This is a genomic window from Bradyrhizobium sp. LVM 105 (assembly GCF_003957705.1).
In the GTDB taxonomy this organism is placed as follows: domain Bacteria; phylum Pseudomonadota; class Alphaproteobacteria; order Rhizobiales; family Xanthobacteraceae; genus Bradyrhizobium; species Bradyrhizobium frederickii.
The window spans coordinates 513,848-534,897 of sequence record NZ_QZMV01000004.1 but is presented as its reverse complement, the minus strand read 5'-3'; the positions used below and the strand labels follow the sequence as shown (position 1 = coordinate 534,897).

Genomic DNA, 21,050 nt, shown 5'->3' with positions numbered 1-21,050 from the left:
AGCGGAACCAATGGCCGAGACCTACCCATCACCCCGTTTTGGAGCCCCCCGCGAACCGAAATCGCCCGCAAATCCGGGCAGCGGGCTCGTGCGCATGCTCGATATCGTCACGGCCAGCCATGCCCGCGCCGTCGCCTTTCTGGTGCTGTGCGCGCTGCTGTTGTTCCTGCCGGGCTTCTTCACGATCCCACCGATCGATCGCGACGAGGCGCGGTTCGCCCAGGCCACCAAGCAGATGGTCGAGAGCGGCGACTATGTCGATATCCGCTTCCAGGAGGACGTCCGCTACAAGAAGCCGATCGGCATCTACTGGTTGCAATCGGCGACGGTGGAAGCCGCCTCGATGCTGAAGCTGCCGAAGGCCGAGTTGCGGATCTGGGTCTACCGGCTGCCGTCGCTGTTCGGGGCGATCGGCGCGGTGCTGATGACCTATTGGGCCGCGCTCGGCTTCGTCACGCGGCGCGCCGCGGTGCTGGCGGCGCTGATGATGTGCGCCTCGGTGCTGCTCGGCGTCGAGGCGCGTCTCGCCAAGACCGATGCGATGCTGCTGCTCTGCGTGGTCGCCGCGATGGGGGCGATGGCGCGGGCCTATCTGTCCTGGCAGCGCGCCGAGGACGAGACGCGTCCGCCCTGGAGCTGGCCCGCGATCTTCTGGACCGCGCTCGCGGTGGGCATCCTGATCAAGGGCCCGCTGATCCTGATGTTCGCAGGCCTGACCATCGTTGCGCTCGCGATCCAGGACCGCGATGCCTCCTGGTTGTGGAAGCTGCGCCCGGTCTGGGGCCTGATGTGGATGCTGGTGCTGGTGCTGCCGTGGTTCGTCGCGATCTTCTGGCGCGCGGGCGAGGCCTTCTTTGCGGATTCCGTTGGCGGCGACATGCTGAGCAAGTTGGGCGCCCAGGAATCCCATGGCGCGCCGCCCGGGCTTTACCTGGCGCTGTTCTGGATCACGTTCTGGCCCGGCGCGCCGCTCGCGGCGATGGCGGCGCCCGCGGTGTGGCGGGCGCGGCGTGAGCCCGGCGCGCAGTTCCTGCTGGCCTGGCTGATCCCGTCCTGGATCGTGTTCGAGGCGGTGCTGACCAAGCTGCCGCATTACGTGCTGCCGCTCTATCCGGCGATCGCGATTCTCACCGCCGGTGCGGTGGAGCGGCGCGTGCTGTCGCGCTCCTGGCTGATGCGCGGTTCGGCCTGGTGGTTCGCGATCCCCGCGGCCGCCTCGATCATCGCGGTGGTCGGCGCGGTGATGCTGACGCGGCAGCCCGCCTTCGTGGCCTGGCCATTCATCGCGGCGTCGCTGATCTTCGGCCTGTTCGCCTGGTGGCTCTACGACAACAATCGCGCCGAGCGCTCGCTGCTCAACGCGCTGGTCGCGGCCCTGATGCTGGCGGTGATCGTGTATGGCATCGTGTTGCCGTCGCTGACGCCGCTGTTTCCGAGCATCGAGATCGCGCGTGCGCTCCGCAACGTCACCTGCGTCGGGCCGAAGGCGGCTGCGGCCGGCTATCACGAGCCGAGCCTCGTGTTCCTGACGGGCACCCAAACCGTGCTCACTGACGGCTCGGGGGCGGCGGATTTCCTGCGGCAAGGAAGTTGCCGTTTTGCGCTGATCGAGCAGCGCTCGGAGCGCAGCTTCGTGCAGCGCGCGGAGGCGATCGGACTGCGCTACAAGGTCGGGACCCGCATCGACGGCTACAATTTCTCGCAAGGCCGCGCGATCTCGATTTCGATCTTCCGGTCGGAAGGTACCGAGTAGGATGTCGGCCTCGACCAGCCCCGCGCCGCGTCCGGGCTATGCCGCGCAATTGCTCGCCGTGTCGAGGCACGCGCTGGCGCAGCTCGTCCGCACGCCCTCGCATTCACGCCGCGCGGAAGCCGCGCGCAAACTGGCGCGGCATTCGCTGTGGCTCAGCGCGGCGGGAGCGGCCCTCGTCATCGTGCTGATGGTCGCGTTCGACCAGACCGAGATCCAGCTGATGCCCGCGCGCGGCACGCCCGGCCTGTGGCCGATCCGCATCCTCACCGATTTCGGCAAGGACGAGTATCTGCTCTCGGCGTTCGGGGCCGCGCTGGTGGTGTTGGCGTTCGTTGCGGCAGGGCTTCACGGAACGCGCCGCACGCTGCTGCTCGGTCTCGGCACACGGCTGCAGTTTGTGTTTCTGTCGATTGCCGTGTCGGCATTCATTGCCGAGATCCTGAAATATTGCCTCGGCCGCGGACGTCCGTTTGTCGGCGGCAAGGCCAATCCGTTCAACTTCGTTCCGTTCGAGGGGACGGGGGCTTATGCCAGCTTGCCGTCAGGCCATGCCGTGGCCGCGTTCGCCCTGGCGTTCGCGGTATCGGCATTGTGGCCGCGCCTGCGCGTGTTCATGCTCACTTACGCAATCGTGATCTCGTTGACGCGGCTGGTGCTGGTCGCGCATCACCCGAGTGACGTCGTGGCCGGCGCCCTGGTCGGCACGGTCGGTGCCATGGCGGTTCGCTACTGGTTCGCGGCCAGAAGGCTCGGCTTTGCCATCCGCGCCGACGGCACCATCGTGCCTCTTGCGGGGGCGGTCTCGGGCCGCCTCAAAAGGGTTGCCCACGGGGCATCCGCCCCATAAAAGCGGCTGCCTGCCGGGACCGCCGGTTCCCGTGGCAGGCCAATTCCAACCACGAGCCTCACTTGTCGACGTCCCAGCCTTCGGTTTCCCAGCCTTCGGTTTCCATCGTCGTTCCCGTGCGCAACGAAGCCGACAACATCGCGCCGCTGATCGCGGAGATCGGCGCGGCGCTCGACGGCCGCTGGGACTACGAGATCATCTATGTCAACGACGGCTCGACCGATGCGACCGGCGAACGGATCACGACGCTGATGGCGCAGCGGGACAATCTGCGTCAGCTCCGCCATGCCAGATCAGGCGGCCAATCCGCGGCGGTGCGCAGCGGCGTGCGCGCCGCGCGCGGGGTGATCGTGGCGACGCTCGACGGCGACGGCCAGAACAATCCGGCCTTCCTGCCCGACCTGATCGCGGCGGTCGAGAAGGGAGCAGGGCGCGTCGGCCTCGCCGCGGGGCAGCGCGTCGGACGCAAGGATACCGGCTTCAAGAAATTGCAGTCGCGCGTGGCCAACGGCGTCCGCAATGCCATCCTGAAGGACGGCACGCGGGATACCGGCTGCGGGTTGAAGGCATTCCGGCGCGAGGTCTTCCTGATGATGCCTTATTTCGACGGGCTGCATCGCTTCCTGCCGGCGCTGGTCCGCCGCGAAGGCTACGACATTGCCTATGTCGACGTGATCGACCGGCCGCGCCATTCCGGCGTGTCGAACTACGGTTTCTTCGACCGGCTGTGGATCGGCATCTTGGATCTCGCTGGCGTGTGGTGGCTGATCCGCCGCAAGAAGCCGACACCAGATGTGACTGAGGTGAACGCATGATCATCCAATACGGTCAGGCGCTGAGCAACTATCTCTACGACGTCTTCGTCGCCAAGTTCGATTTCTGGCTGGCATTCGGCCTCGTCGCGCAGCTGTTCTTCACCGCGCGCTTCTTGGTGCAGTGGATCGCGAGCGAGCGCGCCGGCAACAGCGTGGTGCCGATGGCGTTCTGGTTCTGCTCGATGGGCGGCGGCCTGATGACGCTGGTCTATGGCGTGGTGAAGCGCGAGCCGGTCATCATCCTCGGACAATCGCTCGCGACCATCATCTATATCCGCAACATCATGCTGATCTGGAAGAACCGCGGCAGCGCTTCGAAGACGCTGGACCGCTGAGCGGAAGCGCTAGCGCGGCAACGCCGATGCCGCGCCGGCCGCGGGCAGGGTGGCCGTCTCGGCCTCGGTCCTTCGATACGGCTCGCCGGCCGCGTCCAGCACGGGATAGGCGACCGAGCAGATATGCGAGTGGATGCGCCTGAGGTCGCGCAGCACGTCGAGATGCAGCGACGTCGTTTCGATGGTTTCGGGACGGCCCTCGCGCAGGCGATCGAGATGCCGTTCGACCGCGGCAAGCTCGGTGTTGCGCAGCGCGGTTTTCTCCACCAGCAGCTTGCGGGCCTCATTGGCGTCGCCCGACATGAAGACGCCGAACGCGATCCGCAGCGAGTCCATCGTGCGCTTGTGGAAGGCGGCGAGCTCGTCGGCCCCTTCCGCAGAGAACTGGAAGCGCCGCTTGATCTTCTTGGTCGCGAGCTCGCTCAGACTCTTGTCGATGATGTCGCCGATATGTTCGAGATTGATGGCGAAGGAGATGATCTCCATCGCGCGCCGTCCTTCGCTCTCGTCGAGGCTGCCGCGCATCAGCTTGGTCACGTAGAGCTTGATGGCCTCGTCGAGACCGTCGACCAAGTTGTCCATCTTGGAGACCTGGTCGACCAGCGCACGATCGCCTGTCATCATCGCGGCCATCACCTTGCGCAGCATGACCTCGACGAGATCGCCCATGCGCAACGTCTCGCGGGCGGCGTCGGCGAGTGCCAGCGACGGCGTCTCCAGCGCTGTCTCGTCAAGATAGCGCGGCCGGGCCGGGTCGGCCTCCTGCACGCGATCCGGTAAGAGGCGGGTGAGCAGGCGCGACATGGCGTCGAGCAGGCCGATGAAGACGATGGCCGTGCCGACATTGAAGGCGATGTGGAAGGCCGCCGTCATCTTGGCGAGATCAGGCTGCCAGGCGTGCATATACTCGGCGATCCCGCCGAGGAAGGGCAGGACGAGGGCAATGCCGATCACGCGGTTGACGAGATTGCCGACCGGCAGGCGATAGCTCGCGGGATCGTCACGCTTGCCGCCCTCGAGCACGGGATTGATGGCGCTGCCGAGATTGGCCCCGAGCACCAGCGCCAGCGCCGCGTAGGGCGTGATGAACTGCGAATAGGCCAGCGACATGATCAAGAGCACGCTGGCGACGCTCGAATGCACTGTCCAGGTGACGAGGGCGGCGATGACGATGCACAGGATGGGATCGCCTGTGATGGCCGACATCACGACGCGGACGCCGGGCGCGTTCTCGGCCGGCGCCAGCGTGTCGAGCAGGATGTGCAGCGAGAGCAGCATCAGGCCGAGGCCGATGCAGACGCGGCCGATGTCCTTGATCCGCGAGCGCGGGCCGGAGCGGAAGGCGACGAGGCCGAGCACGAACAGCACCGGCGCAACGGCTGCGATGTTGAACGACAGCACCTGAACGATCAGCGTCGTGCCGACATTGGCGCCCAACATGATGGCAAGCGCGGCGGCGAGGCTGACAAGGCCTTCGGCCGCGAACGAGCTCGTGATCAAGGCGGTCGCCGTGCTGCTCTGGAGCAGGGCGGTGAGCCCGAGGCCGGCGGCAAAGGCGCTGACGCGGTTGCTCAGCGCCTTGCCAAGCAGGCGCCTGAGATCAGGACCGAAGGCGCGCAGAATCCCGCTGTGGACCATGTGCAGGCCCCACAGCAACAGCGCCACGCCGCCCATGAGATCGAGCAGTACCAACGTTCCCATGCTCCGTGTCCGGATGAGAGTCGATTGGTGAGGCTAGCGCCAAACGTCAGTGGATCAAATCCTTTGTTGGCGCGTCGGCGTTAACGTTTACGGCAGTTGCACGTTCCCGCGCCGTGCGTCCGTCGACGCACATTGGCGCGTCGGCAGGCGCATTGCTCAGTGAGCAGGCTCACATTGCCGCCTTGAGGGCAGCAAAGCCGCGATCGAGATCGGCCTTGAGATCGTCGGTGCTTTCGAGCCCGATGTGCAGGCGCAGAGTCGGCCCGCCGGGCGCCCACCTGGTGGCGGTGCGATAGGCGTCGCAATCGAAGGGAATCGCAAGGCTCTCGAATCCGCCCCAGGAAAAACCCATGCCGAACAGCTTGAGCGTGTTGAGCATGGTGTCGACAGCCTTCTGCGGCGCCGGCTTCAGCACGATGCTGAACAGGCCGGATGCGCCGGTGAAGTCGCGCTTCCAGATGGCGTGACCGGGATCGGTCTCCAAGCCCGGATGCAGCACGCGAGCGACCTCGGGTCTGGCAGCGAGCCAGCGCGCCATGTCGAGACCGGAGCGATGATGCTGCGCCAGCCGCACCGACAGCGTGCGCAGGCCGCGCAGCGCGAGGAAGACGTCGTCGGGACCGGCGCAGACACCGAGCAGGCGAATGCCTTCGGCAATTATCGGCCAGGCCTTGGCATTGGCCGAGATCGTGCCGAACATGATGTCGGAATGGCCGCCGATATATTTCGTCGCGGCCTGCATGCTGACGTCGACGCCCTGTTCGAGCGAGCGGTGATAGAGCGGCGTCGCCCAGGTGTTGTCGTCGATGACGAGCGCGCCGCGCGCATGCGCGACCTCGGCGATGGCGCGAATATCCGGCATCTCGAACGATTGCGAGCCCGGCGCCTCCACCAGCACCGCGCGGGTGTTCGGCTTGAACAGCTTGTCGATGCCGGCTCCCATCAGCGGGTCAAAGTACGTGGTCTCGATGCCGTAGCGGGCGAGCATGCCGTTGCAGAAATTGCGCGAGGGCCGGTAGACGTTGTCGACGACCAGAATGTGGTCGCCGGCCTTCAGCACCGCGAGCAGGGTGGTGGAGATTGCCGACAGCCCCGACGGGACAATGCCGACGCCGGCGCATTGCGGCCCCTCCAGCGCCATCAGCGTCTCCTGGAACGCCTTGGTGGTGGGGGAACCGTGCCGGCCATAGGTGAACTCGCCGCGATGGGCGTGCAGGTCCTCGGCGGTGGGATAGAGCACGGTCGAGCCGTGGAAAACCGGCGGATTGACGAACCCCTTCTGCGCCTTGGTGTCGCGGCCGGAGGTGACCAGCCGGGTCTCGGCCTGCTGCTCTTGGGGGTGCGAGGAATCCATGCGTCTGCTTTCAAAACCGCGTTTCCGCTCGGGGCCTGGCGCCCGAGGGCCGGCCGAAAGGCCGCTGTCGTTAATAACAGAACACAGAAGAGTCCCGTCAACCCCTTGACCCGGCACGCCAGTCGTTCTGTGATGCGCGGGTGCTATTCAGTCGCCGCATGTTGAGGGGCCTGCCGCGACCTTCGATCCATCGTCTGACCGAACCTTGCGCCACAGCCCATAGCGGCGGGCGCCAGCGGCGGGGATTAAGGTATGGCCTCCCGGGATCGGCGAGTGTTCGGCAAGGTTTTCCAGCATGACTCTTGCAAGGCCGGACTTGATACGCCCGGCCCGGCAGGGATGATCCTGAGACAACGTTCCTTGAGACGACTTTGAAAGGCCCAAAGCCCATGAAACGCGTAACCCTGGCTCTCACTCTTGCTCTCGCCGCCGGTCTCTCCGCCCAAACCGCCGATGCGCAAACCCTCAAGACCGTCAAGGATCGGGGCATGCTGTCCTGCGGCGTCAGCCAGGGCCTGCCGGGCTTCTCCTCGCCCGACGACAAGGGCAACTGGACCGGCCTCGACGTCGATGTCTGCAAGGCGATCGCCGGGGCGATCTTCAACGATGCGAGCAAGGTCAAGTACGTGCCGCTGTCCGCCAAGGACCGCTTCACCGCGCTGCAATCCGGCGAGATCGACGTGCTCTCGCGCAACACCACCTGGACCATCTCGCGCGATACCTCGCTCGGCGCCAATTTTACCGGCGTGACCTATTATGACGGGCAGGGCTTCATGGTGAAGAAGTCGCTCAAGGTGAATTCGGCGCTCGAGCTCAACAGCGCCTCGGTCTGCGTGCAGACCGGCACCACCACCGAGCAGAATCTCGCCGACTACTTCAAGGCCAACAACATGAAGTACGAGGTGATCGCGTTCGGCACCAACGACGAAACGGTGAAGGCCTATGAGGCCGGGCGCTGCGACGTCTTCACCACCGACCAGTCGGGCCTCTACGCCAATCGCCTGAAGCTCGCCAGTCCCAACGACCACATGGTGCTGCCCGAGATCATCTCGAAGGAGCCGCTCGGCCCGATGGTGCGCCACGGCGACGACCAATGGTTCGACATCGTGAAGTGGGCCCTGTTCGCGATGGTCACCGCCGAAGAGCTCGGGGTGACCTCGAAGAACGTCGACGAGAAGACCAAGCTGGAAAATCCCGAGTTGAAGCGCGTGCTCGGCAGCGACGGCAATTTCGGCGAACAGCTCGGCCTCACCAAGGACTGGGTGGTGCGGATCGTGAAGGCGGTCGGCAATTACGGCGAAGTGTTCGATCGCAACGTCGGCGCCGGCTCGCCGCTCGGCATCAATCGCGGTCTCAACAATCTCTGGAACAAGGGCGGCCTTCAGTACGCGCCGCCGATCCGCTGACCGCCCCTGACCCGCTGGCAGCGGCATGAGCACCGAGGCCCGAAAACCACCGCCCCAGATCGCGCTGAAGATCAGGCGCCTTCTGGGCGGCAAGGCAGGCTGGAACGGCGTCGCCGTCCAGTTTGCCTTCGCGGCGATCCTGGGCTGGATCGGCTATGAGATCGTCTCCAACGCCCGCGCCAACCTGGAAAACCAGCACATTGCCGCCGGCTTCGGCTTCCTGCGGAACAATGCCGGCTTCGACGTCAACCAGACCCTGATCTCCTATACCGGCTCGGACACGTTCCTGCGCGTGTTCGTGGTCGGGCTCCTGAACACGCTCGTCGTCTCCGTGGTGGGCATCGTCTTCGCCACATTGATCGGCTTCATCGTCGCGCTGTGCCGGCTCTCGCCGAACTGGCTGTTGTCGCGCGTCGGCGAGATCTACGTCGAAATCATCCGCAATTTGCCGCTGCTGTTCCAGATCCTGTTCTGGTACCTGGCGGTGCTCGCAGCCCTGCCCAATCCGCGGCAGAGCATCTCCCTGCTTGGCGTCGCCTTTATCAGCAATCGTGGCCTCGTCGTCCCCAGCCCGATCGGTGAGCGGGGCCTCGAGCCGTTCCTGGCGATGCTGGCGCTCGGCATCGTCGCGTCACTGGCCTTGCGCTTCTATGCCCGCCGCGCATTGTTTCAGGAAGGGCGGATGATCCGCATCTGGCCCTACGTGCTGGGTCTTCTGTTCGGTCTGCCGCTCGCCACCATGCTGGTGTTCGGCCCGCCGTTCAGCTTCGAGCTGCCACAGCTGAAGGGCTTCAATTTCGCCGGTGGCTCGCGGATCATTCCCGAGTTCGTGGCGCTGACGCTGGCGCTGTCGACCTATACCGCCGCCTTCATCGCCGAGATCGTGCGCGCCGGCATCCTGTCCGTCCACAAGGGGCAGATGGAGGCGGGATCGTCTCTGGGCCTCAGCCGCGGCACCACGCTGCGGCTGATCGTGGTGCCGCAGGCCATGCGCGTCATCGTGCCGCCGCTGACCAACCAGTACCTCAATCTCACCAAGAACTCGTCGCTGGCGGTCGCGATCGGCTATCCTGACCTCGTCTCGGTGTTCGCCGGCACAGCGCTGAGCCAGACCGGGCAGGCGATCGAGATCATCGCCATGACGATGGGCATCTATCTCCTGATCTCGCTGCTCACCAGCGCGATCATGAGCGTCTACGGTTGGCGCGTCAGCCGGAGTCTGGGCGCATGAGCGATATCGCCTCGAGCAGCTTCGTCCGCCAGGACCTGCTCACCGAGCGTCCCGCGCCGGTGAAGACCACGGGCTTCGTCGGGCTGATGCGGACGCGCCTGTTCAACTCGCCGACCAACATCCTGCTCACCATCGTGGGCGCGCTGCTGCTGTGGTTCACCATCGTTCCCTCGGTCAGGTTCCTGCTGGTCGATGCGGTCTGGAGCGGCAAGGACCGCACGGCATGCCTCACCGAGAACGCCGGATTTGCGGTCGGTGCCTGCTGGCCCTACATCCAGGCCAAGCTGCCGCAATTGATCTACGGTTTCTATCCCGAGGCCGAACGCTGGCGGGTGGACCTCACATTCGTTCTTGCGGTGGTCCTGCTGGTTCCGCTGCTCGTGCCCCGCCTGCCGGCGAAGGGGCTCAACGCCAGTCTGTTCTTCGTCGCCTATCCGATTGTCGCGTTCTTCCTGCTGCACGGTGGCGGCATCAAGGGTTTTGGCCTCAGCTGGACGGCGGGCTTGCTGGAATTGTTCGACGAGAGCATCAGCGGCGCCGGCCAGGCCCTGCTCAGTCTCAGCAAGACGTCGGCCGCCGGGCCGTTGTTGTGGCTGGTCGGGAGCTTGATCGTGCTGGTCGGCACCGCGATCCATTGGCTGATCCTGCCGCTGATCTGGCTGCGCGACCAGATCCAGGGAGCGGGCCAGTCGCTCTGGGCCGATTTCGCCGTCACCGCCGCGGTCGTCAGTCTGATCGCCTTCGGTCTCGGCGGCGGCTTGCGCACCGGTTGGCGCGCACTGGGCTCGAGCATCGCTGCCTTCGTCGCCATCGCCGCCGTGATCAAGCTGATGGGGCTCGATCGCGGTGGCCTGCCGGTCGTGACGACCAATCTGTGGGGCGGCCTGCTGGTGACGCTGGTGGTCTCCGTCACCGGCATCGTCACCTCGCTGCCGATCGGCATCGCGCTGGCGCTCGGGCGCCGCTCCACCATTCCCCTGATCCGGATCTTCTCGATCGCCTTCATCGAGTTCTGGCGCGGCGTGCCCCTGATCACCGTCCTGTTCTTCGCCACCTACATGCTGCCGCTGTTCCTGCCGGGCAATTTCACGGTCGACGGTCTCGTCCGCGCGCTGATCGGTATTGCGCTGTTCACGGGCGCCTACCAGGCCGAGAACGTCCGCGGCGGGCTCGCCGCGATCCCGCGCGGGCAGGGCGAGGCCGCGGCAGCGCTGGGCCTGTCCTGGTGGAAGACGACCTCGCTGATCGTGCTGCCGCAGGCGCTGCGGCACGTCATCCCGAATCTCGTCAACAGCTTCATCTCGCTGTTCAAGGACACCTCGCTGGTCTCGATCGTCGCGCTGTTCGATCTCTTGGGCTCGCTCAGGGCATCGTTCTCGGATCCGAAGTGGTCGACGCCTTCGACCGCGTTCACCGGCTTCGCCTTCGCCGGGATCATCTACTTCATCTTCTGCTTTGGAATGTCGCGCTACTCGCTGTTCGTCGAGCATCGTCTCAACGCCCATCGTCGCAACTGATCGAGGTCCTCATGTCAGACCCCATCGTCAAGATTTCCGGCCTCAACAAATGGTATGGCGATTTTCACGTGCTGCGCGACGTCGACCTCGATGTCCGCAAGGGTGAGCGCATCGTGATCTGCGGGCCCTCGGGCTCCGGCAAGTCGACGTTGATCCGCTGCATCAACGCGCTCGAGGAATTCCAGGAGGGCGAGATCGTCGTCGACGGCATCGAGCTCGGGCCCAATCTCAAGCATGTCGATGCCGTGCGCCGCGAAGTCGGCATGGTGTTTCAGAGCTTCAATCTGTTCCCGCACCTCACGGTGCTCGACAATTGCACGCTGGCTCCGATCTGGGTCCGCAACATCCCGAAGAAGGACGCCGAGGCCGCCGCGATGAAGTTCCTGGAACGGGTCAAGATCCCGCATCAGGCCAACAAGTTTCCGGGACAGATGTCCGGCGGCCAGCAGCAGCGCGTCGCCATCGCCCGCGCCCTGACGATGAATCCGAAGGTCATGCTGTTCGACGAGCCGACCTCGGCGCTCGACCCTGAAATGGTCAAGGAGGTGCTGGACACGATGGTGGACCTCGCCGAGGAGGGCATGACCATGCTGGTCGTCACCCACGAGATGGGTTTTGCCCGCGAGGTCGCCAACCGCGTCGTGTTCATGGATGCCGGCCAGATCATCGAGGCCAACACCCCGAATGAGTTCTTCGCGGCGCCTCAGCACGCCCGCACGAAGCTGTTCCTGAGCCAGATCTTGCGCTGAACCCCCGGGAAATCCCGGGGGCGATGCTGGTCCGGTGACCGGGCGGTCAAGGCTCGCGAATCAGTTAGACTCGGCTCCGGGCATCCTCCGGAGAGACACCTTGCAGAAGAGCGGCGGCGGCGCGCGCGCATTCCAGAATGCGCGATTGCAGAAGAAATTGATGAAGCAGGCCGACGCCGTTATTGCCGCTGCGGCGAACGCCTATGGCCAGGGCCGGTATGCCGAGACCGAGGCGCTGTGCCGCGAGATCTTGAAAGCCCTTCCGGATCACGTCGACGCCATGCATCTGCTGGGCATGTGCGCCCATGACGGCCGGCGCCTCGAGGAGGCGAAAGAGCTGCTCGAGCGCGTGATCGCGCTCGATCCGCGCCTGCACGATGCCCATAACAACCTGGCGACCGTGCATTTCGATCTCGGCAATTACGACGAGGCGCGGCGCTGCCAGGAAAGGGCAATCGCGCTGAAGCCGAATTTCGCGGTCGCGCTCACCAATCTCGGCAACACGCTGATGCATATGGGGCAGTACGAGCAGGCGCTCGAGATGCACGAGCGTGCCATCAAGCTGAAGCCGGATTACGCCGATGCGCTCTGCAACCGTGGCATGGTCGAGATCGTGCTTGGGCAGGTCATGCGCGCCAAGGAGAGTTTCGATCGTGCCCTGCTGTTTCAGCCGCGTCACGCCGAGGCCATCGTCGGCAGCGGCATGGTCAGCATGGAGCTCCGGCACCACGACGAGGCGGCCGCCAAGTTTGCCGCGGCGCTGGCGATCAAGCCGGGCGCGCCGAGGATCCTGGCCCAGCGCGGGCGGCTCAGTTACGAACTGCAGCGCCTTGAGCCCGCGCTTGCGGATTTCGAGGCGGCGCTTGCGATCTCGCCCAGGCTCGAGCTGGCGCTCCGGGGCAAGGCGCAGGCCTGCCTCGTCATGGGAAAGACCGCGCAGGCGATGGCGGCCGCGACGACCTTGATCGAGCGAAACCCGCGCTCCGAGATGGGAATGGCGCTGATGGGATTCGCTTATTCGAACCAGGGCGACATGGACACCGCGATCGAATATCTCGACCGCGCGCTGGCGCTCCGACCGGACTATGGGGATGCGATCAGAGGAAAGATCTTCCTGCAGGACTACCGCGCCGAGGCCGATTTCGTGGTGCAGCAGGCGGTGCGAAAATCCTGGTGGGATGCGATCGGCTCGAAGATACCGCAAAGGACGCTGCCGAAGCGACCGCTCGATCCGGACAAGCGGATCGTGGTCGGCTATGTCGCTGCCGAATTCCGCCAGCATTCGGCGGGGCTCACCTTGCTGCCGGTGCTGCGCCATCATGATCACACCAAATTTGAGATCATCTGCTACTATTCCTGGCCGGGAGCGGACGAGTACACCGCCAAGTTCAAATCATTGGCTGACGTCTGGGTCGATGCCTGGGGGCTCTCCGACGACGAACTCGCCGATCGCATTCAGGCCGACAATGTCGACATCCTGATCGACGTGTCGGGCCACACCACGGGAAACCGGCTGCAGTGTTTCGCGCGGAAGCCGGCTCCGATCCAGGCCACCGGCTTCGGACACGCGACGGGCACGGGCATGCCGACCATGGACTATGTGCTCGCTGATCCCATTTTCATTCCGCCATCGGTCCGGCACTTGTTTCCCGAGAAGATCCACGATCTGCCGTGTCTGATCACGATGGAGCCCGTCACCAATCTGCAGCCCTCCGAGCTGCCGATGCTCCGCAACGGCTACGTCACCTTTGGCGTGTTCAACCGCATCTACAAGATCTCGGACGATGCGATCCGCGTCTGGGCGCGCATCATGCGGGAGGTGCCGGGATCGAAGATCGTCCTCAAGCATGGTCTGCTCGATGATGCCCTGCTGCGCGACAGCCTGATCGCACGCTTCATCGCCCAGGGCATTGCCGAGGAGAGCATCACGTGCCTCGGCACCACCTCGCGCGACGACCACCTGATGGCCTTCGACAAGATCGACATTTCGCTCGACACGTTCCCGCAAAATGGCGGCATCAGCACCTGGGAATCCCTCTACAAGGGCGTTCCCGTCGTCGCCAAGCTCGGCATCGGCGCCTCCTCGCGCGCCGGCGCCTCCATCGTGGCGGCGGTCGGGCTCGGTGACTGGGTCGCCGAGGACGACGATGGCTACGTCGAGATCGCCCGCAGGTTTGCCTCGCAGCCCGAACATCTGGCGAAATTGCGTGCGGGCTTGCCGGCTCAGATCGCAGCCTCGCCCGCCGGCAATGTCGAGATCTACACGCGCGAGCTCGAAGCGGGCTACCGCAAGTTCTGGCGCGACTATTGTGCCGCGGCCTCGGAACACGGCGACGCTGCGGTAAACGAGGCGGACACGCCCAGCGGCTCCTGAGCCCACAGGTCCTGCGCACCGGGATATTCCGGAGGGATTTTTCGGTCCCGCCGGGTGGCCGTGCGAATCAGTTAGACTCGCCACGGGCCATTTTCCGGAGAGACACCTTGCAGAGCAGCGCCGGCGCGCGCGCATTCCAGAATGCGCGATTGCAGAAGAAGTTGAAGAAGCAGGCCGACGCCATCATCTCCGCTGCGGCGAGCGCCTATGGCCAGGGCAGATATGCCGAGAGCGAGGCACTCTGCCGCCAGATCGTGCAAGCCGTTCCGGATCATTTCGACGCCACGCATTTCCTCGGCCTGAGCGTGCAACAGCTCGGGCGTCTCGATGAGGCGCAACAGCTGCTTGAGCGCGCGGTTGCGCTCGATCCGCGTTCGCACGAGGCGCACAACAATCTCGCTTCTGTATACTTCGCCCTTCAGAAGCTTGAGGCCGCCCGCGCATGTCTGGAGAAGGCAATCGCGCTGAAGCCGAATTTTCCGCCGGCCCTGGCCGGCCTCGGCAACACCTTGCTCCAATTGAACCTGCCGGAGCAGGCGATCGAGCTGTATGACCGCGCCATCGCCCTGAAGCCCGATTACGCCGATGCGCTCTGCAATCGTGGCCTGGCCGAGCTGGCGCTGGGGCGGTTTGACCGCGCCGGGCAGAGCTTCGCGCGCGCGCTGTTGTTTCAGCCGCGTCATGCCGAAGCGCTCGGCGGCAAGGCTGTGGTCAGCATCGAGCTCAAGCATTACGACGAGGCGGAAGCCGCGCTAGCGGCGGCGCTCGCGGTCAGGCCCGGTTCGGCGAAGCTCCTCGCACACCGCGGACGGCTCAATTTGGCGCTGTCGCGGCCGGAGCCGGCGGCCGCGGATTTCGATGCGGCACTTGCGCTTGCACCGAAGCTCGAAGTGGCCTTGCGGGGGAAGGCGGAAGTCTCGCTGAGCCTTGGCAATACCGCGCAGGCGATCCTGGCCTGCACGGCCCTGCTCGAGGAAAATCCGCGCTCGGCGATCGCGCTGGCGCTGCTGAGTTCGTGTTTTGCAAACCAGGGGGAGATCGCGGCTGCGATCGAACATCTCGACGCCGCGCTCGCCATCGCGCCGGACCAGCCGGACCTGATCGCGCGGAAGATCTACTTTCTGGACTTTCTCTCCGACGCCGATTTCGCGGTCCAGCAGGCGGCGCGCAAATCCTGGGGGGAGGCGATCGGCGCCAGATTGCCCCAGCGCAAGCTCGCGCCCCGGCAACTCGATCCCGACAGGCGGATCGTGGTCGGGTATGTCGCGGCCGAGTTCTGGTACCACTCGGCAGCGTTCGGTCTGCTGCCGGTGCTGCGCCATCACGATCACGCCAAATTCGAGATCATCTGCTATTCGTGCTCGCCGCTGCGAGACGAGATGACCGCCAAGTTCAAGTCGCTGGCGGACGTCTGGGTCGACGCCTGGCAGCTGTCCGATGACGAACTGGCCGATCGTATCGAGGCCGACAAGGTCGATATCCTGATCGACGTGTCCGGGCATACCACCGGCAACAGGCTCCCGGTGTTCGCCCGCAAGCCGGCTCCGGTCCAGGTCACGGGTTTTGGACACGCCACCGGAACCGGCCTGCGGACCATGGACTACGTGCTTGCGGATCCGATCTTCATTCCGGCATCGGCCCGCCACCTGCTGGCCGAAAAGGTCTACGATCTGCCGTGCCTGATCACGACCGATCCGATCCTGGACGTACCGGCGTCAGAACCTCCCATGCTCCGCAACGGCCATGTGACCTTCGGCGTCTTCAATCGCATCTCCAAGATCTCGGACGAGGCCGTTCGCGTGTGGTCGAATGTGATGCGGGGGGTGTCGGGATCGAAGATCATCATCAAGCACACGCTGCTCGACGATCCGTTGGTCCGCGACGGTCTGATCGCGCGCTTCGTGGCGCAGGGGATTGCCGAAGAGAAGATCACCTGTCTCGGCTCGTCCGAGCGCGCCGCGCATCTGCGAGCCTTCGCGGAGGTCGATATTTCGCTCGATCCATTTCCGCAGAACGGCGGCGTCAGCACCTGGGAATCCCTCTATGCGGGCGTGCCGGTCGTTGCCAAGCTTGGCCACGGCGCCTCTTCGCGCGCCGGCGGCGCCATCGTGGCGGCCGTCGGCCTCAATGACTGGGTCGCCGAGGACGACGAGGGTTACGCCGCGATCGCATGCAAATATGCCGCGCAGCCGGCCCATCTGGCGAAGTTGCGTGCGGACTTGCCCGCCCAGATCGCAGCCTCGGCCGCCGGCAACGTCGAGATCTACGCGCGCGGGGTGGAGGAGGGATACCGCCAATTCTGGCGCGATTATTGTGCCGCGGCCTCGGGCAGCGAGATCGCGTAACCCGGCCGAGCTTGTGGACGCGCGTCCCGACCCGAAGGGGGCGCGCGACGATCACACGAACGGCGGCTTGATGTTGCTGCGCTTCTCCAGCCACTCCGGCACCGGCAGGTTCTTGGCGCGCATGAAATCCGCGTTGAACAGTTTTGATTGATAGCGGCTGCCGGAATCGCACAGCACGGTCACGACCGTCTTGCCGGGCCCGAGCTGCTTTGCGAGCCGCATCGCACCGACGACGTTGATGCCGGTCGAGCCGCCGAGGCACAGCCCTTCGTGCTGGAGCAATTCGTAGATCGCCGTGACGGCTTCTGCGTCGGGAATGAGATAGGCATCATCCACCTTCGCGGTCTCGACGATCGCGGTGGCGCGGTTGAGGCCGATGCCTTCGGTGATCGAGCCGCCCGGCGTCGCCTTGGCATCGCCGGTCCTGAAATATTCGTACATGCCGGCGCCGTGCGGATCGGCGCAGGCGATCCGCACGTTCTTGTTCTGCTCCTTCAGATAGCGGCTGACGCCAGCCAGCGTGCCGCCGCTGCCGACCGAGCAGACGAAGCCGTCGACCTTGCCGCCGGTCTGCTCCCAGATCTCGGGTCCGGTCGATTCGTAGTGCGCCTTGGCGTTGTCGAGGTTGTTCCACTGGTCTGCGAACAGCACGCCGTGAGGCTCGGTCTTGCGCAACTCATCCGCAAGCCGCCGGCCGACGTGTTGATAATTGTTGGGGTTGGCATAGGGCAGGGCCGGCACCTCGATCAGCTCGGCGCCGCACAGCTTCAGGAAATCCTTCTTCTCCTGGCTCTGCGTTTCCGGGATCACGATCAGGGTGCGATAGCCGCGCGCGCTGGCGACGACGGCAAGCCCGATGCCGGTATTGCCGGCAGTCGCTTCCACCACGAGACCGCCGGGCTTGAGCTCGCCGCGCTTCTCGGCCTCCAGGATCATCCATTTGCCGGCGCGGTCCTTGACCGACTGGCCGGGATTCATGAATTCGGCCTTGCCGAGAATGGTGCAGCCGGTCAGTTCCGAGGCGCGCTTCAGCTTGATCAGCGGGGTGTTGCCGATGGCTTCGACAACGTCGTTTCGAATGCTCATGTCAGGAAAATCGCCACCAAGAGGGTTGATCTGGTTGGCCAGAACCTAGTGCTTGGGGGGCCAAAGGGGAAGGCTTTTGCGCTGCGGCGAAACCGGCTGAAACGCCTGTCCGAACAGTGATATTCTCGCGCGGCAATGTGCGCGGCCGCGAGGGGAGATATCAGGAGGAGGAAATCGTTGAACTCCGTCCGATGACGGAAGATGACCGTCGTCGGCAGCCAATCCGCGAACGCTTCTTTCCAGGGACCGGAGGGGGCCGGCATCGGGAGCCGTTGACGGCTTTGTGAGATGGCTCCGGCCAGAGAGCGGATTGAAGCGAAGCCGCACGCGGCTTCTTGTGGCCGCATGGAAGGCCCCGGACGCCGGTGTGGCAGCAATATCACATGAAATCTTGGTAAGCTTGATCACGCCTCCCGGTGTTTGCAGAAGGAGAAAAGTCACTGCGAGACAAGCACCTTTTGAATTTTCATCGATTCGTTTCAGGCTCGTTGGCAGGACCGTCTCGCGACCGCGGCCCTGTCCCCCAGTTCAACGCCCGGCTAGTATCATTTCGAGGTTCCGAGAAAGCATCATCGTTGTGAACGAGTTGTCCAAAGCCCCCCGATTGTCCCGCCGCGAATCGGTTAATCCGGTTGCGCGGCGGTTTGATCTGCCCGGCGGGGGGTGGATGTGACACAGGGTGTTCCGGGGATCGCCACGCGGCGGTCCGAAGGTTCAGCGGCCCGGACGCTGCGTGCGGCGCGTTTGCTTGCGGTGGTGTGCCTCGCTGCCACCTCAGGCGCTTGCGTGCTGACCCAGGACCTTCCTGATCCCGCCCTCGACGTTCCCATACAGTACAAATACGCCGGCAAGGGCGATGCGCCGCCGTCATTGGATTGGTGGCGCGGCTTCCGCTCCACGGAACTGACGCAGCTGATGGAAGAGGCGCAGACCGTCAATCTCGACATTGCCGCTGCCGTTTCGCGCATCGTTCAGGCCGACGCCCAGGCGCGGCAGGCCGGCGCGGCGCTGCTGCCGAGCCTATCGACCGCCGGTTCGGAAACCTATTCGCGCACCTCGGGCGCAAGCTCCTCGGGTCTGTCCATCGGCGGCCGCGAAGTCGTCAATTATTCGGCTTCGCTGAGCGCGAGCTATCAGCTCGACTTCTGGGGCCAGAACCGCGATGCGCTGCAGACTGCGGAGGAAACCGCCAACGCCAATCGCTTCGATCGCGACACCGTCGCGCTGACGACGCTCGCTGCCGTCGCCAACGCCTATTTCCAGGTGCTGGCCTCGCAGGACCGGATCAGGACCTCACAGCGCAACATCGCGAGCGCGCAGCGTATCCTCGATGCGGTCCGGGAGCGGCGCAAGGCCGGCACCGGCACGGATCTCGATGTTGCCCAGCAGGAGAGCGTCCTCGCCAACCAGAAGGCCCTCGTGCCGCCGCTGCGCCAGACGCTGGACCAGAACGTCAACGCGCTCGCCGTGCTGGTCTCGCGCCCGCCCGAGAGCGTGCGCGTGCACGGTGGCTCGCTGGACCGGATCGCGATCCCGCGCGTGACGCCCGGCCTGCCGTCGGAGCTCCTGACGCAGCGGCCTGACATCCGCCGGCAGGAGGCGCAGCTTGCATCTGCGACCGCCAACATCGGCAATGCCCGTGCCCAGTTCTTTCCGACCATCCAGCTTACCGGCAATGGCGGCTATCAGAGTGCGGCATTGGTCTCGCTGTTCCAGCCGCATGCGGCGTTCTTCCAGCTCGTCGGCAGTGCCACGCAGCCGATCTTCGACGGCGGCAGGATTCTCGGCAATTTCGAACTCGCCAAGGCGCGGCAGGACGAACTGCTCCAGACCTACCGCAAGACCATCGTGCAGGCCTTTGCCGACGTCGACAATGCGCTGTTCTCGATCAAGCAGACCACGATCAAGCTGCAATTGCAGCGCGACGTCGTTACCGCCTCGCGCCGCGCCTTCGATCTGTCCGAGCAGCAGTTGCGCGCCGGCACCGCCGACATCGTGACCGTGCTCAACACTCAACTGACCCTGTTCCAGGCGGAGGACGCGCTGTCGCAGGCGCAACTGGCCCGCTTGCTCGCCATCGTCAGCCTGTATCAGGCGCTCGGCGGCGGCTGGGAGCCGCGAATGGAGAAACCCGTCAATGCTCTTTAAGCCGGATGGCAAGCCAGGCTCGGAGGAGGGGACGGCGAGAAAATCGCGCGGCCGCGGCTTCGTCGTGACGCTGATCACGCTCGCGATCCTCGGAGGGCTCGGTTATCTCGGCTGGATCGCCATGCATCAGCAGCAAGCCAACAACCGCAACAACCAGCGGCCCGATCTGCCGGTGCCCGTGCTGGCGGCGACCCCCCGGGTGCAGGACGTGCCTGTCTATCTCGACGGCGTCGGCGCGATCCGCGCGCTCAACACCGTGACCGTGCGCTCGCAGGTCGACGGCAAGCTGATCGCGGTGAATTTCACCGAAGGCCAGGACGTCAAGAAGGGCGACGTGCTCGGCGAGATCGATCCGGCGATCTACCAGGCGCAGTACGACCAGGCCGTCGCCAAGAAGGCACAGGACCAGGCCCAGCTCGCCAACCAGCGCATTGACCTGACCCGATACGAGCAGCTCGCCGCCTCCAATGCCGGCTCCAAGCAGCAGGCCGACACCCAGCGCGCGCTGGTGGCGCAGACCGAGGCGCTGGTCAAGGCCGACCAGGCTGCGATCGACAATGCGGCGGCAACGCTCAGCTACACCAAGATCGTGGCCCCGATCTCGGGTCGTGCCGGCCTGCGCCAGGTCGACCAGGGCAACATCATCCACGCCTCCGACACCACGGGTCTGGTGGTGATCGCGCAATTGCAGCCGATCGCGGTGTGGTTCAGCCTGCCGCAGCAGCAGATCATGCGCGTCAATGCGGCCGCGGCGAAAGGTACGCTCGCGGTCGACGTGTTCGGCAATGACGGCATCACCGTGATCGACACCGGCAAGCTGACCGGCATCGACAACCAGGTCGACCAGACCACCGGCACGCTCAAGCTCAAGGCAGAATTTCCCAACGCCAATTACCAGCTCTGGCCGGGCCAGTTCGTCAACGTCCGCCTCAAGGTCGAGACCTTGACGCGGGCGCTGGTGGTGCCGACATCGGCCGTGCAGCGCGGCCCGATCGGGACATTCAGCTATGTCATCGGCGAGGACAACGTGGTCTCGGCCAAGCCCGTGACGGTGACGCAGCAGAACGAGCACGATGCCGTTATCGCGAGCGGCCTGTCGGCGACCGACCGGGTCGTCACCACGGGCTTTGCCAATTTGTCCGACGGCTCCAAGGTGATCGTCGGCCGCGACGACCAGACCCCGTCGGCCGATCTCGCCCCGCGCAAGCGCTCGCGCGGGCCTGACGCCCAGAAGAAGGATGGCGCCAAGGAAAGTCAGAAGGACGGGCAAGGCAAGGACGACGAGTTCCGCGCCAGGCGCAAGAGCGGCGAAGGCGACCAGAAGGGACAGACCGGACCGGCCCCGGGGCCGGGGGCAGCGGGTAGTGGAGCCAAGCAGCCATGATCCCG

15 protein-coding genes are annotated in these 21,050 nt (G+C 65.2%); 12 read left to right on the top strand and 3 right to left on the bottom strand.

The genetic code is table 11. The features are described 5' to 3' along the window. Positions 1–10 precede the first annotated feature (10 nt). The 4 genes from D6B98_RS14935 to D6B98_RS14920 all read left to right on the top strand — a co-directional run bounded on the left by D6B98_RS14935 (position 11) and on the right by D6B98_RS14920 (position 3,750). Positions 11–1,753: an ArnT family glycosyltransferase gene (locus tag D6B98_RS14935; protein WP_126257736.1), complete on the top strand. Its 1,743-nt coding sequence runs from the start codon at positions 11–13 to the stop codon at positions 1,751–1,753. 1 nt (position 1,754) lies between these two features. Then, on the top strand, positions 1,755–2,600 hold the full coding sequence (locus D6B98_RS14930; protein ID WP_126257735.1) for a phosphatase PAP2 family protein: 846 nt from the start codon (positions 1,755–1,757) through the stop codon (positions 2,598–2,600). Between the two features lie 62 nt (positions 2,601–2,662). After that, positions 2,663–3,415 carry a glycosyltransferase family 2 protein gene (locus D6B98_RS14925; protein WP_164718611.1) on the top strand — a complete coding sequence of 251 codons (753 nt, stop codon included), beginning with the start codon at positions 2,663–2,665 and terminating at the stop codon, positions 3,413–3,415. Continuing rightward, a complete protein-coding gene (locus D6B98_RS14920) occupies positions 3,412–3,750 on the top strand; it encodes a lipid-A-disaccharide synthase N-terminal domain-containing protein (RefSeq protein WP_061881543.1) in 339 nt (112 codons plus the stop codon). The genes D6B98_RS14925 and D6B98_RS14920 overlap by 4 nt, the downstream gene beginning before the upstream one ends. A gap of 9 nt (positions 3,751–3,759) precedes the next feature. On the opposite strand, the gene D6B98_RS14915 is transcribed toward D6B98_RS14920, so the two are convergent. Together D6B98_RS14915 and metC are read right to left on the bottom strand one after the other, a co-directional pair. Continuing rightward, positions 3,760–5,451 carry a Na/Pi cotransporter family protein gene (locus tag D6B98_RS14915; RefSeq protein ID WP_126257734.1) on the bottom strand — a complete coding sequence of 564 codons (1,692 nt, stop codon included), beginning with the start codon at positions 5,449–5,451 and terminating at the stop codon, positions 3,760–3,762. Between the two features lie 169 nt (positions 5,452–5,620). Further along, positions 5,621–6,805 carry a cystathionine beta-lyase gene (gene metC, locus D6B98_RS14910; protein ID WP_126257733.1) on the bottom strand — a complete coding sequence of 395 codons (1,185 nt, stop codon included), beginning with the start codon at positions 6,803–6,805 and terminating at the stop codon, positions 5,621–5,623. 389 nt (positions 6,806–7,194) lie between these two features. Between metC and D6B98_RS14905 the strand changes: the two genes are divergently transcribed. The 6 genes from D6B98_RS14905 to D6B98_RS14880 all read left to right on the top strand — a co-directional run bounded on the left by D6B98_RS14905 (position 7,195) and on the right by D6B98_RS14880 (position 16,427). Then, positions 7,195–8,211 (top strand): amino acid ABC transporter substrate-binding protein, encoded by a 1,017-nt coding sequence (locus D6B98_RS14905; protein WP_126257732.1) that lies wholly within the window; start codon positions 7,195–7,197, stop codon positions 8,209–8,211. A gap of 25 nt (positions 8,212–8,236) precedes the next feature. Beyond that, entirely contained in the window at positions 8,237–9,442 is a 1,206-nt protein-coding gene (locus D6B98_RS14900; protein WP_126257731.1) for an amino acid ABC transporter permease, read from the top strand. Next, entirely contained in the window at positions 9,439–10,959 is a 1,521-nt protein-coding gene (locus D6B98_RS14895) for an amino acid ABC transporter permease (RefSeq protein ID WP_126257730.1), read from the top strand. Before D6B98_RS14900 ends, D6B98_RS14895 begins: the two co-directional genes overlap by 4 nt. A gap of 11 nt (positions 10,960–10,970) precedes the next feature. Continuing rightward, entirely contained in the window at positions 10,971–11,708 is a 738-nt protein-coding gene (locus tag D6B98_RS14890) for an amino acid ABC transporter ATP-binding protein (protein ID WP_126257729.1), read from the top strand. A 100-nt stretch (positions 11,709–11,808) separates the two neighbouring features. Then, positions 11,809–14,082, top strand: coding sequence for an O-linked N-acetylglucosamine transferase, SPINDLY family protein (locus tag D6B98_RS14885; RefSeq protein WP_164718610.1), 2,274 nt, complete (start codon positions 11,809–11,811; stop codon positions 14,080–14,082). 107 nt (positions 14,083–14,189) lie between these two features. Next, positions 14,190–16,427 carry an O-linked N-acetylglucosamine transferase, SPINDLY family protein gene (locus tag D6B98_RS14880; protein WP_164718609.1) on the top strand — a complete coding sequence of 746 codons (2,238 nt, stop codon included), beginning with the start codon at positions 14,190–14,192 and terminating at the stop codon, positions 16,425–16,427. A gap of 51 nt (positions 16,428–16,478) precedes the next feature. On the opposite strand, the gene D6B98_RS14875 is transcribed toward D6B98_RS14880, so the two are convergent. Continuing rightward, positions 16,479–17,513, bottom strand: a complete 1,035-nt coding sequence (locus D6B98_RS14875; protein WP_126257728.1) for a cysteine synthase A — start codon at positions 17,511–17,513, stop codon at positions 16,479–16,481. A gap of 663 nt (positions 17,514–18,176) precedes the next feature. Between D6B98_RS14875 and D6B98_RS14870 the strand changes: the two genes are divergently transcribed. Beyond that, positions 18,177–19,661 carry an efflux transporter outer membrane subunit gene (locus D6B98_RS14870; protein WP_126257727.1) on the top strand — a complete coding sequence of 495 codons (1,485 nt, stop codon included), beginning with the start codon at positions 18,177–18,179 and terminating at the stop codon, positions 19,659–19,661. After that, positions 19,651–21,045, top strand: coding sequence for an efflux RND transporter periplasmic adaptor subunit (locus tag D6B98_RS14865; RefSeq protein WP_126257726.1), 1,395 nt, complete (start codon positions 19,651–19,653; stop codon positions 21,043–21,045). The genes D6B98_RS14870 and D6B98_RS14865 overlap by 11 nt, the downstream gene beginning before the upstream one ends. The last annotated feature ends 5 nt before the right edge of the window (positions 21,046–21,050 follow it).

Excerpts from the sequence above, each read along its gene's own strand:
- D6B98_RS14935 (WP_126257736.1), top strand. The coding sequence starts at position 11 with ATGGCCGAGACCTACCCATCACCCCGTTTTGGAGCCCCCCGCGAACCG.
- D6B98_RS14865 (WP_126257726.1), top strand. The coding sequence starts at position 19,651 with ATGCTCTTTAAGCCGGATGGCAAGCCAGGCTCGGAGGAGGGGACGGCG.
- D6B98_RS14890 (WP_126257729.1), top strand. The coding sequence starts at position 10,971 with ATGTCAGACCCCATCGTCAAGATTTCCGGCCTCAACAAATGGTATGGC.
- D6B98_RS14920 (WP_061881543.1), top strand. The coding sequence starts at position 3,412 with ATGATCATCCAATACGGTCAGGCGCTGAGCAACTATCTCTACGACGTC.
- D6B98_RS14930 (WP_126257735.1), top strand. The coding sequence starts at position 1,755 with ATGTCGGCCTCGACCAGCCCCGCGCCGCGTCCGGGCTATGCCGCGCAA.
- metC (WP_126257733.1), bottom strand. The coding sequence starts at position 6,805 with ATGGATTCCTCGCACCCCCAAGAGCAGCAGGCCGAGACCCGGCTGGTC.
- D6B98_RS14875 (WP_126257728.1), bottom strand. The coding sequence starts at position 17,513 with ATGAGCATTCGAAACGACGTTGTCGAAGCCATCGGCAACACCCCGCTG.
- D6B98_RS14905 (WP_126257732.1), top strand. The coding sequence starts at position 7,195 with ATGAAACGCGTAACCCTGGCTCTCACTCTTGCTCTCGCCGCCGGTCTC.
- D6B98_RS14915 (WP_126257734.1), bottom strand. The coding sequence starts at position 5,451 with ATGGGAACGTTGGTACTGCTCGATCTCATGGGCGGCGTGGCGCTGTTG.
- D6B98_RS14895 (WP_126257730.1), top strand. The coding sequence starts at position 9,439 with ATGAGCGATATCGCCTCGAGCAGCTTCGTCCGCCAGGACCTGCTCACC.
- D6B98_RS14900 (WP_126257731.1), top strand. The coding sequence starts at position 8,237 with ATGAGCACCGAGGCCCGAAAACCACCGCCCCAGATCGCGCTGAAGATC.